We start from the raw sequence: 11162 nt of genomic DNA, 5'->3' as shown, positions 1-11162 counted from the left end.
GATGGCCGCAAGTAGGCACGGTGGAGCGGGTAAATCGGCAGGGAAGCCGATTTAGCCGCGCCGGGCCATGGATGGCCCGTCGCGGCGACCCGCGGAACCGGGCCGGAGTGCGGGCATGCCGAGCCTAGGCGAGGCACCGAGTGGTGGGGCAAAGACCTTTTGGTTACTTTTGGGGCGTTTGCCAAAAGTGACCCGCTGTAAGAGCGGAACCATAGGCGGCCGTTACCTAAATAACGGATATACACCCCCCCCCAAAAAAAATCGCAGTTAAACCTTTCCCCCACCCCAAAGGTCTCTGAATTACCCCCCCAGAGCCCCAAGCATGGCCAAATCCCCCAACTTCGCCAAAGACTGGTTCACCGCCAAGGGCTGGAAACCGTTCGCCTTCCAAAAAGACGTATGGCACGCAGTCAAGGAAGGCCAGTCGGGACTGCTCCACGCCAGCACCGGCGCCGGGAAAACCTACGCCCTGTGGTTCGCCGCCCTCAACCGCTTCGCCATCACCGAAACCACGCCCCGCAAACGCAAAGCCCCCGCCGAACCGCTGGCCGTCCTGTGGATCACCCCAATGCGCGCCTTGGCCGCCGACACCGCCCGCGCCCTTGAGGCCCCGCTCGAGTCACTGAAAATCCCCTGGACCGTCGGCCTGCGCACCGGCGACACCAGCAGCAGCGAACGCGCCCGCCAAACCCGCCGTCTGCCCACCACCCTGATCACCACCCCGGAAAGCCTCACGCTGATGCTCGCCCGCGCCGACAGCCAGCCCAGCCTGTCGCACCTGCGCATGGTGGTAGTGGACGAATGGCACGAACTGATCGGCAACAAACGCGGCGTGCAATTGCAACTGGCCCTCGCCCGCCTGCGGCAATGGCACCCCGAGCTGATTGTGTGGGGCATTTCCGCAACCCTGGGTAATCAGGCCCACGCGTTGGAGGTGTTGATCCCACAAGGCGGCGGGATCAACGTCCAAGGCCAAACCACCAAACAGTTGCGAGTGGACACCCTGTTGCCACCGGTTATCGAGCGCTTTCCGTGGGCCGGCCATATCGGCCTGAAAATGCTCCCGCAAGTGGTGGCCGAAGTCGATGCCAGCAGCAGTTGCCTGGTGTTCACCAACACACGGGCACAATCGGAAATCTGGTACCAGGCCCTGCTCGACGCGCGCCCCGACTGGGCCGGAGTGATTGCCCTGCACCACGGCTCGCTGTCCCGGGAAACCCGGGACTGGGTGGAGCGAGCCCTGAAGGAGGGGCAACTGAAGGCCGTGGTGTGTACGTCGAGCCTGGACCTGGGGGTAGATTTCCTGCCGGTGGAACGGGTACTGCAGATTGGCTCCGCCAAGGGCGTAGCCCGGCTGATGCAGCGCGCAGGGCGCTCCGGCCACGCACCGGGCCGGCCTTCGCGTGTCACGCTGGTGCCAACCCACAGCCTGGAAATGGTGGAAGCCGCTGCCGCGCAGGACGCCATCGCTGAACGGCGCATAGAAGCGCGCCAGTCGCCTCACAAGCCGTTGGATGTGCTGGTGCAGCATCTGGTGAGCATGGCGCTGGGCGGCGGCTTTGTGCCGGATGAGCTGCTGGCGGAGGTGCGCACCGCGTGGGCCTATCGTGACCTGAGCGCAGCAGACTGGGCCTGGGCCCTGGGCTTCGTGCGCCATGGTGGCCTGTCGCTGACGGCCTACCCGGATTACCGCCGGGTCGAGCCGGACGAACACGGCATCTGGCGCGTCCCCGACGCACGCCTGGCGCGGCGCCATCGCATGAGCGTGGGTACGATCGTCAGCGACGCCAGCATCCAGCTGAAATTCTGGAGCAAAGGCGGCGGTGGCAAGACCCTGGGCAGTGTCGAGGAAGGCTTTATTGCACGACTTAAGCCAGGGGATGGTTTCCTGTTCGCCGGCCGCTTGCTGGAGTTGGTACGGGTGGAAAACATGACGGCTTATGTGAAGCGCAGCACCGCGAAAAAGGCTGCCGTGCCACGCTGGAACGGCGGGCGCATGCCTCTTTCCAACGAGCTGGCCCAGGCGGTGGTCGAGCGCTTTGATGCGGCTGCCCACGGTCACTATCTCGGCCCGGAGATGCAAGCGGTGCAACCCTTGCTGGAAACCCAGCTGCGCTGGTCCGGACTGCCGACCCGCGATCACTTGCTGGCCGAGGCCCTCAAGTCCCGGGAGGGCTGGCATCTGTTCCTGTATCCGTTTGCCGGGCGCCAGGTGCATCTGGGGCTGGCGAGCCTGCTGGCCTGGCGCGTCAGCCGGCAGCAGGCGGTGACGTTCTCGATTGCGGTCAATGACTATGGGCTGGAACTGCTGAGTGCCACCGAAGTGGATTGGCCTGAGTTATTGGGCGGCGAACTGCTGAGCGCGGATCATCTGCTGGATGACGTGGTAGCCAGCCTGAATGCCGGTGAACTGGCCCTGCGACGTTTTCGCGAGATCGCGCGGATCGCCGGGCTGGTGTTCGCAGGCTATCCGGGCGCGCCGAAAAGTACGCGTCAGGTCCAGGCTTCCAGCGGTTTGTTCTTTGAGGTATTCAAGCAATATGACCCGCAGAACCTGCTGCTGACCCAGGCCGGGGAAGAAGTCCTGCGGGATGAGCTGGATATTCGTCGCCTGGAAGAGACCTTGCGCCACCTGTCTGGGTTGAAGCTGGACCTGCATCACATCAAACGGCCTACGCCGTTGGCCTTTCCGCTGCTGGTGGAACGTTTTCGGGAAAGCCTGAGCTCGGAAAAACTCTCGGAGCGGATTGCGCGGATGGTCAAGGATCTGGAAAAAGTCGCCGATAACGGGAAGCCCTGATGCCCGCTCATTACCCGATACATCTGGCGGAAGAAGCGCTGTGGTTGCTGGCGGACAAGGCGGTGTACTGGCCTGCGAGAAAGTGCCTGCTGATCGCCGACGCGCATTTTGGCAAGGCGTCGGCCTATCGCAGCCTGGGCCAGCCAGTGCCACAGGGCACGACGACGGCCAACCTGCAGTGCCTGGACCGGTTGTTGGCGGCTTTCCCCGGCGTGCAGGTGATCTTTCTCGGCGACTTTCTCCACGGGCCCGGCTCTCACGCCAGCGGCACCCTGAACGCCCTGAGAGCCTGGCGTGAGCGTCATGCAGGCGTGGCGCTCACGCTGATTCGCGGTAACCACGACAAACGCGCTGGCGACCCGCCCGGCGATCTGAACATTGAGGTGGTGACCGAACCCTTGCTGATGGGCCCGTTTGCCTTGCAGCACGAGCCCGACGCCCATGCCAGCCACCATGTGCTGGCCGGGCACGTGCATCCGGTGTATCGCCTGCGGGGCAAGGGCCGGCAAAGCTTGCGCCTGCCGTGCTTCCTGATCGGCAACCAAGTCAGCCTACTACCGGCGTTCGGCGCTTTTACCGGGGGTTATTCAGTGACGCAGGAAGAAGGCAGCCGGATCTTCGTGATCGGAGACCAGGAAGTATGGCCAGTGCGTTGAGCAACTGACCATTGGCGACACGTGCAGGAAATCAGGCCACAGGGGCGGGAGGCGGTTCGTCAGGGAGAGTGGGTTCGCCAGGCTCTTCAGGCTGGTTGGGCCAGGGATCATCGGGACCTGGCTGGCCGGGAATGCCGCCTGCGGCGGGATCGGCCATCAAGGACCAGGCCATCACACCAATCTGGTTGGGTTCAAGCCGGGCGAGTTCGGCGCTGATTCGCGGATCGAGCTTCATAGGGGACTCCTCAAGCGTGGCCCGGCGCGTTGTGCACGCGTCGGGGCAGTACACCCAATAGAGTGCATGCCCGCTGACAAATTCCCTTAGCCTGTAAGACGATTCGATCAAGTGCGTGGGAGAGTGACGCCGCGCTGGCCCTGATACTTGCCGCCACGGTCCTTATAGGACACTTCGCACTCTTCGTCGGATTCGAAGAACAGCATCTGCGCCACGCCTTCGTTGGCGTAGATTTTTGCCGGCAAGGTGGTGGTGTTGGAGAACTCCAGGGTGACGTGCCCTTCCCATTCCGGCTCCAGCGGCGTCACGTTGACGATGATGCCGCAGCGCGCGTAGGTGCTTTTGCCCAGGCAGATAGTCAGGACATTACGCGGGATACGGAAGAATTCGACGGTGCGCGCCAGGGCAAAGGAGTTTGGCGGGATGATGCAGACGTCGCTCTTGACGTCGACGAAGCTTTTTTCGTCGAAGTTTTTCGGATCGACGGTTGCCGAGTTGATGTTGGTGAACACCTTGAACTCATCGGCGCAGCGTACGTCGTAGCCGTAGCTGGAAACCCCGAACGAGATCAGCCGCTCAGCGCCTTCGCCACGCATCTGGCGCTCCACGAAGGGCTCGATCATGCCGTGCTCTTGCGCCATGCGGCGAATCCACTTGTCCGATTTGATGCTCATGGCGGGTGTCCTGAATAGCGAGGTGAAAAAATTCTGTTGGGCATCTTACCGGGGCTGGCCCCGTGGTTCAAAGGGGCGGCTGTTTTTCTTGGCGCCGCGCAGCCCCTGCTGGGCGGGGCGCACCTTCAATCGTGGGGTGTTGGTGCGGTATCAGGGTGCCGCCAGTCACGAAAATAGAGAAACCTTCGGAAATACCATTGGCACGTTCCGGAAAAAGGGTTAAGGTGGCGCCACTGTGCTGCTTGTGTCACTGAGAATCTCTACACGATATGTTGAATTTCGATCCAACCATCTCCAAGAATTTTTCCTGCTCTTTGCACTCAGTCTCGGCCAGGGCTTTTCCTGAGTCGCAGTTAACTTTGTCCAAGGAGATACACCATGTCTAATCGCCAAACTGGTACCGTTAAGTGGTTCAACGATGAAAAAGGCTTCGGCTTCATCACTCCACAATCCGGTGACGACCTGTTCGTTCACTTCAAAGCTATCCAATCCGACGGCTTCAAAAGCCTGAAAGAAGGCCAACAGGTTTCTTTCATCGCTACCCGCGGTCAGAAAGGCATGCAAGCTGAAGAAGTTCAAGTTATCTAACTTGTACTGATTTAGTCGAAAAGCCCCGCCCTCAAAAGCGGGGCTTTTTTTGTGCTCGGGATTTGCCAATCACACGATGTAATTCCATGCACAAAAAAATGTGGGAGCGGGCTTGCTCGCGAAAGCGGTGAATCAGTCGCCAGATAGGCTGACTGAAACACCGTATTCGCGAGCAAGCCCGCCCCCACATTTCATCCTGCGCCGCTTATTGAAACAACGACTCACTCGACAAGCCATTCTTCTCGAGGATCTCGCGCAAGCGCTTGAGGCCCTCGACCTGGATCTGCCGCACCCGCTCACGGGTCAAGCCAATCTCCAGGCCAACATCTTCCAGGGTGCTGCTTTCGTGGCCGCGCAGCCCGAAGCGGCGAATCACCACCTCACGCTGTTTGTCCGTCAGCTCCGAAAGCCACTGGTCGATGCTTTGCGACAGATCGTCGTCCTGCAGCAACTCACATGGGTCCGTAGGACGATCATCGGTCAGGGTGTCCAGCAGGGTTTTATCCGAATCCGGACCCAGCGAGACATCGACAGAAGACACCCGCTCATTGAGACCGAGCATGCGCTTGACCTCTCCCACCGGTTTTTCCAGCAGGTTGGCGATTTCTTCAGGCGAAGGTTCATGATCGAGTTTCTGTGTCAGCTCACGCGCCGCCCGCAGGTAGACGTTGAGCTCCTTGACCACATGGATCGGCAACCGGATCGTACGGGTCTGATTCATGATCGCCCGTTCGATGGTCTGACGAATCCACCAGGTGGCGTAGGTCGAAAAGCGGAAGCCCCGCTCAGGGTCGAACTTTTCCACCGCCCGGATCAGGCCGAGATTGCCCTCTTCGATCAAGTCCAACAGGGACAGCCCACGATTGACGTAGCGCCGGGCGATTTTCACCACCAGTCGCAGGTTGCTTTCAATCATGCGCTTGCGCCCAGCCGGATCGCCCTTTTGCGACAAGCGCGCAAAATGGACTTCTTCTTCGGGAGTGAGCAGAGGGGAAAAGCCGATTTCATTGAGGTACAACTGAGTCGCGTCGAGCGCCCGTGTGTAATCAATGTACTTGTGTTGCTTTAACGCGGTGGAGTTCTTGGATTTGGTGCGAACTGAAGGTACAGCAGGTCCCTCATTCGACATCGATTCCGTATCGATGACAGTCTCCATAAGGAGAACCTCATCGTCGATGTCAAACTCCGGCGCTTCTTTACTGAGAGCCATTGTTATAGTCCTTTGGTGAGTTCGACCTCAAGCTCAAGCGACGCCTTTATCCTTGGCAACGCTGGAGCCTGTTCCTACTACGTGAGGAACAGGCTGTGCAACACATCAACGACGGGGAAGGAATTGCAGCGGATCAACAGGCTTCCCTTGGCGGCGAATCTCAAAGTGCAGTTTCACCCGGTCTGTACCAGTTGACCCCATTTCGGCAATTGTCTGTCCGACTTTGACCTGCTGCCCCTCCCGAACCAACAGCCTGCGGTTGTGACCGTAGGCACTGACGTAGGTATCGCTGTGTTTGATGATGACCAGCTCGCCGTAGCCCCGTAAACCACTCCCGGCGTACACCACTGTCCCATCAGACGCAGCTAAAACAGGCTGTCCCAAATCCCCGGCGATATCAATGCCTTTATTCAAACTACCGTTTGAAGAGAATTTTCCAATAAGGATGCCATTTGAGGGCCATCCCCAGCCGGTCGGTGCGGGCCCCGCCGGCGGCATCGGCGCAGGTGCCGGCTTGCTCGCAACGCTAGGCGCGGCGGTGCCTGCAGGCCGGGTGATGATGGTGGTCTTGCTCGAAGACGACGGCGAAGAAGCCGTGTTTGTGACAACCGCGGTCGGTGTTGAACCGGTTCGTCCATCGAAACGAATGGTCTGACCTGGATGTATCGTGTACGGCACAGGGATGTTGTTACGGGCGGCGAGCGCCTTGTAATCCCAGCCATAACGAAAGGCGATCGAGAACATCGTATCGCCCTTGCGCACGACGTATTGGCCAGTGGTAACGGTAGGTTTCTGCGGTACCGCATTATTGCGGTCGACCACCCGCGCGCCACCGGATGGCGTGCTTGAACAAGCCGCCAGCAAGGAACTCAAGACAAGGCCAATCACCAGTCGCTGAAAGCTTGTTTGACTCATACGCTGTGCAATGACCGTGAGACTCACCCGCCGCTCCCTTTGTGGTGGCTGACTATGAACGCCTGTATCAGGCTTGAAATATGACGCAAGTATAACTGGCCGTTGGGTTTTTACTGGAAACACGACTCTAAAGAAAATTTCATCATGTTTAACTCCGACGGCTGATGGTGTGGACTCAACAGACCCCGCTGTAAGACACATACCCGGCAATAGAATTCAGTACGCAGAAATAATTGATCAGGCCAGCGGACCGTTGAGCAGCGGGACAAAACGCACGGCGCCGAGCACATGCCGGGAAAAGCCCTCTTCCTCGCGAATGATCAACATTAATTGTTGCACTTCGCCGGAGCCCACCGGAATCACCAGGCGCCCGCCGGGAGCCAGTTGATCGAGCAAGGCCTGGGGCACGTCGGTCGCCACCGCGGTGACGATAATGCCGTTGTATGGCGCCAGTGCCGGCCAGCCTTCCCAGCCATCACCCCAACGGAACACCACGTTGCGCAGGTTCAACTCCACCAGGCGTTCCTTGGCCCGGTCTTGCAACACCTTGATGCGCTCCACGGAAAACACCCGCTCCACCAGCTGCGACAACACGGCCGTCTGGTAGCCGGAACCGGTGCCGATTTCCAGCACCTTGTCCAGCGGGCCCGCCGCCAGCAGCAACTCACTCATCCGCGCCACCATATAAGGCTGGGAGATGGTCTGGTTGTGGCCGATGGGCAAGGCTGTGTCTTCATAGGCGCGGTGCGCCAGGGCTTCATCGACAAACAGATGCCGCGGGGTACGCCGGATGACTTCCAGCACCTGGGCATTGGACAGCCCTTCTTCATACAGGCGCTGGATCAATCGCTCGCGGGTGCGCTGGGAGGTCATCCCGATGCCCCGGCGCAGCAGGTCGTCTTGTTCACGAGCCATCAGCGCAGCCCCTCCAGCCAGCCATCGAGGCTACTGAAGGCATCACTGAAGGTGCGATCGAGTTGCAACGGGGTAATCGAGACATAACCTTGCATCACCGCATGAAAGTCCGTGCCCTCGCCACCGTCCTCGGCATCGCCGGCAGCGGCAATCCAGTACCCTTCCCTGCCACGCGGGTCGACCACCTTCAGCGGCGCTGCCGCACGGGCACGGTGGCCGAGGCGGGTCAGCTGGATACCGCGAATGTGGTCCAGGGGCAGATTGGGAATGTTGACGTTAAGCACCGTGCGCGGCGGCAGGACCAGGGTGTCATGGGCCTCCACCAGCTTGCGGGCGAAATACGCCGCAGTCGCCAGGTTGTCCAATTGACGGGACGCAAACGAAAAAGCGAACGAGGTCCGACCGAGGAAGCGCCCTTCAAGGGCTGCCGCCACCGTACCGGAATACAGCACGTCGTCACCCAGGTTGGCGCCCAGGTTGATCCCGGAAACCACCAGGTCCGGCTCGCGGTCCAGCAGGCTGTTGATCGCCAGGTGCACGCAGTCGGTCGGCGTGCCATTCACGCTGATAAAGCCGTTGGGCAACGTCTGTGTATGCAACGGACGGTCGAGCGTCAGCGAGCTGCTGGCGCCGCTTTTGTCCTGGTCCGGGGCAACCACCACGCACTCGGCGTAATCCGCCAGCGCAGCATGAAGCGCGGCAAGGCCGGGTGCAGTGACCCCGTCGTCGTTAGATATCAGAATACGCATGGGCTGTCCGTCTGCCCCACCGGCACCAGATCTACAAGCTCGCGCACCAAGACAGTGGCGAAGCATCCAGCCGGCAGGACGAATTCCAATTGCAGAATGTCAGGTTCGGGATAATGCCACGTCAACCCGCCAATGGGCAGTCGAAGAATGCGACGTTCCTGGCTCATGCCGGCATTCACCAGCCAATCCCGCAGTTCGGCTTCACCGTCGGCAATCGCCTGTTCCAGCGCGAAGGTTGCTCCCGCCGCCGGCGAATCACCTTCGCCCCACTGCGGGCCGGTGGGATGCAGGTCGAGGATTGCCAGGCGCGGGTCGCTGCATTCAGCCTCCCCCGCCGGGAAAAAGCTGCGGCTGTCGGTAAACGCCAGCAAGTCACCGACCTGGGCGCGCTGCCAGGAACCGTCGGCCACCCGCGCCGCCAGCACTTTATTGAACAGGAAGCTGCGGGCCGTCGAGAGCAGGCGCGAACGCACATTGCGCTGCTCCGGCAAGGCCTTGCGCGCCGCCCAGTCACGGGCATCGACGACGTTGCCGCCGTTATGGCCGAAACGCTGGGCGCCGAAATAGTTGGGAATGCCTTGCCGGGCGATCAGTTGCAGGCGGGCGTCGATGGCCGCCGCATCCCCGGCAAACTGGGTCAGGCGCAAGGTAAAGCCGTTGGCCGAATGCGCGCCGCGCTGCAGCTTGCGCTTGTGACGGCCGGTCTTGAGGATCTTCAGGGTGTCGTTTTCAGCCGCGCTCAGGTCCGGGTCCGCCTTGCCCGGCAACTGCACGCTGAACCACTGGCGTGTCAGCGCCTGGCGGTCCTTGAGCCCGGCGTAGCTGACGGTACGCAACGGCACGCCCGCCGCCTTGGCAATCCGCCGCGCCGCCTCTTCGGTATTCAGGCCGCGCTTTTCCACCCACAACCACAGGTGTTCACCCTCGCCGGTCAGCGGGATATCCAGCACTTCATCCACCTGGAAGTCTTCAGCGGTGGCCTTCAGAACAGCGCTGCCCAAGGCCTCGCCATAGGCACGCGGGCCCAGCAGTTGCAGATCATTCATGCGCGCAGCAACAAGGCAACGGAGTGCACGGCAATGCCCTCTTCGCGACCGGTAAACCCGAGCTTTTCGGTGGTGGTGGCTTTTACGTTCACTTGATCCAACTCAACTTGAAGATCCGCGGCAATCAGCGCGCGCATCGTTTCGATATGCGGGGCCATCTTGGGCGCCTGGGCGACGATGGTGTTGTCGACGTTGCCGACCTTCCAGCCCTTGGCATGGATCAAGCCGACCACGTGACGCAACAGCACACGGCTGTCCGCGCCCTTGAAGGTCGGGTCGGTGTCCGGAAAGTGCTTGCCGATGTCGCCCAACGCGGCTGCGCCGAGCAAGGCATCGCTCAAGGCATGCAGCACCACGTCGCCGTCGGAATGAGCCAGCAACCCGTGGTGGTGCGCGATCCGCACGCCGCCCAGGGTGATGAAATCGCCTTCGGCGAAACGGTGCACATCATAGCCGTGGCCAATACGCATAAAAAAACGCCCCGATTTAATTCAGGGCGTGATTCTACCTACTTTTGCCTCACATTAACCGAGCAAAGCGCGCGCGTGATGGCGTAAGTGGTCTTCGATGAAGCTGGCGATAAAGAAGTAGCTGTGGTCGTAGCCCGGTTGCAGGCGCAGCTCCAGCGGATGGTTCGCCGCCCTGGCCGCTTGTTGCAACGCTTCAGGCTTGAGCTGCACCGCGAGGAAATCGTCGCGGTCGCCCTGGTCCACCAGCAATGGCAGCTTTACCGAGGCTTCGCTGATCAACACGCAGGCATCCCATTCGCGCCATTTCGAGCGCTCTTCGCCCAGGTAGCGGGAGAATGCCTTCTGGCCCCACGGGCAATCCATCGGGTTGTTGATCGGCGAGAACGCCGACACCGACTGATAACGCCCCGGGTTGCGCAAGGCACACACCAGCGCGCCGTGGCCGCCCATGGAGTGGCCGCTGATCCCGCGTTTGGCCGACGCCGGGAAATGCGCCTCGACCAATGCAGGCAACTCCTGCACCACGTAGTCATGCATCCGATAGTGCTGGGCCCAGGGCTCCTGGGTGGCGTTCAGGTAGAAACCGGCGCCCAGGCCAAAGTCCCAGGCGTTGTCCGGATCACCCGGCACACCGGGGCCGCGCGGGCTGGTGTCCGGCGCAACAATGATCAACCCCAGCTCGGCTGCCATGCGTTGCGCGCCGGCCTTCTGCATGAAGTTCTCATCGGTGCAGGTCAGGCCCGATAGCCAGTACAGCACCGGCAATTTGCCGCCCTGCTCCGCTTGCGGCGGCAGGTACACGGCGAAGGTCATGTCGCAACCCAGCACGTCGGAATGATGCTTGTAGCGTTTATGCCAGCCGCCGAAGCTTTTCTGGCACGACAGGTTTTCCAGACTCATGGCC

12 protein-coding genes are annotated in these 11162 nt (G+C 61.0%); 3 read left to right on the top strand and 9 right to left on the bottom strand.

Annotation, left to right across the window (positions count from 1 at the left end; genetic code table 11):
* The first annotated feature begins 322 nt into the window (after positions 1–322).
* Positions 323–2800: a ligase-associated DNA damage response DEXH box helicase gene (locus HX815_RS30265; RefSeq protein ID WP_177029427.1), complete on the top strand. Its 2478-nt coding sequence runs from the start codon at positions 323–325 to the stop codon at positions 2798–2800.
* Complete coding sequence (pdeM, locus tag HX815_RS30260; protein WP_177029426.1) at positions 2800–3456, top strand: ligase-associated DNA damage response endonuclease PdeM; 657 nt, start codon at positions 2800–2802, stop codon at positions 3454–3456. Before HX815_RS30265 ends, pdeM begins: the two co-directional genes overlap by 1 nt.
* Positions 3457–3487: 31 nt before the next feature.
* On the opposite strand, the gene HX815_RS30255 is transcribed toward pdeM, so the two are convergent.
* Both HX815_RS30255 and dcd read right to left on the bottom strand, forming a co-directional pair.
* Positions 3488–3691 (bottom strand): hypothetical protein, encoded by a 204-nt coding sequence (locus HX815_RS30255; RefSeq protein ID WP_003219272.1) that lies wholly within the window; start codon positions 3689–3691, stop codon positions 3488–3490.
* Positions 3692–3798: 107 nt separating this feature from the next.
* Complete coding sequence (dcd, locus tag HX815_RS30250; protein WP_003219273.1) at positions 3799–4365, bottom strand: dCTP deaminase; 567 nt, start codon at positions 4363–4365, stop codon at positions 3799–3801.
* Positions 4366–4743: 378 nt separating this feature from the next.
* Here dcd and HX815_RS30245 point away from each other — a divergent pair, with 378 nt between their 5' ends.
* Positions 4744–4953: a cold-shock protein gene (locus HX815_RS30245; RefSeq protein ID WP_002554837.1), complete on the top strand. Its 210-nt coding sequence runs from the start codon at positions 4744–4746 to the stop codon at positions 4951–4953.
* Positions 4954–5158: 205 nt separating this feature from the next.
* Here HX815_RS30245 and rpoS read toward each other — a convergent pair whose 3' ends face one another.
* The 7 genes from rpoS to fghA form a co-directional block, all read right to left on the bottom strand.
* A complete protein-coding gene (gene rpoS / locus HX815_RS30240) occupies positions 5159–6163 on the bottom strand; it encodes an RNA polymerase sigma factor RpoS (protein ID WP_003219274.1) in 1005 nt (334 codons plus the stop codon).
* 105 nt (positions 6164–6268) lie between these two features.
* A complete protein-coding gene (locus HX815_RS30235) occupies positions 6269–7105 on the bottom strand; it encodes a peptidoglycan DD-metalloendopeptidase family protein (protein ID WP_032898924.1) in 837 nt (278 codons plus the stop codon).
* Between the two features lie 210 nt (positions 7106–7315).
* On the bottom strand, positions 7316–7951 hold the full coding sequence (locus tag HX815_RS30230; RefSeq protein ID WP_010176736.1) for a protein-L-isoaspartate(D-aspartate) O-methyltransferase: 636 nt from the start codon (positions 7949–7951) through the stop codon (positions 7316–7318).
* Between the two features lie 41 nt (positions 7952–7992).
* On the bottom strand, positions 7993–8742 hold the full coding sequence (gene surE, locus HX815_RS30225; protein ID WP_003219278.1) for a 5'/3'-nucleotidase SurE: 750 nt from the start codon (positions 8740–8742) through the stop codon (positions 7993–7995).
* The gene (gene truD, locus HX815_RS30220) at positions 8730–9788 is read right to left on the bottom strand and encodes a tRNA pseudouridine(13) synthase TruD (RefSeq protein WP_003219280.1); all 1059 of its coding nucleotides are present in this window, start codon (positions 9786–9788) and stop codon (positions 8730–8732) included. Before truD ends, surE begins: the two co-directional genes overlap by 13 nt.
* Positions 9785–10258, bottom strand: coding sequence for a 2-C-methyl-D-erythritol 2,4-cyclodiphosphate synthase (gene ispF, locus HX815_RS30215; RefSeq protein ID WP_003219282.1), 474 nt, complete (start codon positions 10256–10258; stop codon positions 9785–9787). The genes truD and ispF overlap by 4 nt, the downstream gene beginning before the upstream one ends.
* A gap of 54 nt (positions 10259–10312) precedes the next feature.
* Positions 10313–11158 (bottom strand): S-formylglutathione hydrolase, encoded by an 846-nt coding sequence (gene fghA / locus HX815_RS30210; protein WP_177029425.1) that lies wholly within the window; start codon positions 11156–11158, stop codon positions 10313–10315.
* Positions 11159–11162: the final 4 nt, after the last annotated feature.

The sequence above is a fragment of the Pseudomonas sp. E6002 genome, from assembly GCF_013385565.1.
Classification (GTDB): Bacteria; Pseudomonadota; Gammaproteobacteria; order Pseudomonadales; family Pseudomonadaceae; genus Aquipseudomonas.
Note: the sequence above shows the minus strand (reverse complement) of the source record. Positions and strands in the feature narration are given on the sequence as shown.

What these genes read in the sequence shown, in the direction of transcription:
- ispF (WP_003219282.1), bottom strand. Translation starts at nt 10,258, where the DNA reads ATGCGTATTGGCCACGGCTATGATGTGCACCGTTTCGCCGAAGGCGAT.
- fghA (WP_177029425.1), bottom strand. Translation starts at nt 11,158, where the DNA reads ATGAGTCTGGAAAACCTGTCGTGCCAGAAAAGCTTCGGCGGCTGGCAT.
- rpoS (WP_003219274.1), bottom strand. Translation starts at nt 6,163, where the DNA reads ATGGCTCTCAGTAAAGAAGCGCCGGAGTTTGACATCGACGATGAGGTT.
- HX815_RS30265 (WP_177029427.1), top strand. Translation starts at nt 323, where the DNA reads ATGGCCAAATCCCCCAACTTCGCCAAAGACTGGTTCACCGCCAAGGGC.
- surE (WP_003219278.1), bottom strand. Translation starts at nt 8,742, where the DNA reads ATGCGTATTCTGATATCTAACGACGACGGGGTCACTGCACCCGGCCTT.
- HX815_RS30255 (WP_003219272.1), bottom strand. Translation starts at nt 3,691, where the DNA reads ATGAAGCTCGATCCGCGAATCAGCGCCGAACTCGCCCGGCTTGAACCC.
- HX815_RS30245 (WP_002554837.1), top strand. Translation starts at nt 4,744, where the DNA reads ATGTCTAATCGCCAAACTGGTACCGTTAAGTGGTTCAACGATGAAAAA.
- pdeM (WP_177029426.1), top strand. Translation starts at nt 2,800, where the DNA reads ATGCCCGCTCATTACCCGATACATCTGGCGGAAGAAGCGCTGTGGTTG.
- HX815_RS30230 (WP_010176736.1), bottom strand. Translation starts at nt 7,951, where the DNA reads ATGACCTCCCAGCGCACCCGCGAGCGATTGATCCAGCGCCTGTATGAA.
- dcd (WP_003219273.1), bottom strand. Translation starts at nt 4,365, where the DNA reads ATGAGCATCAAATCGGACAAGTGGATTCGCCGCATGGCGCAAGAGCAC.
- truD (WP_003219280.1), bottom strand. Translation starts at nt 9,788, where the DNA reads ATGAATGATCTGCAACTGCTGGGCCCGCGTGCCTATGGCGAGGCCTTG.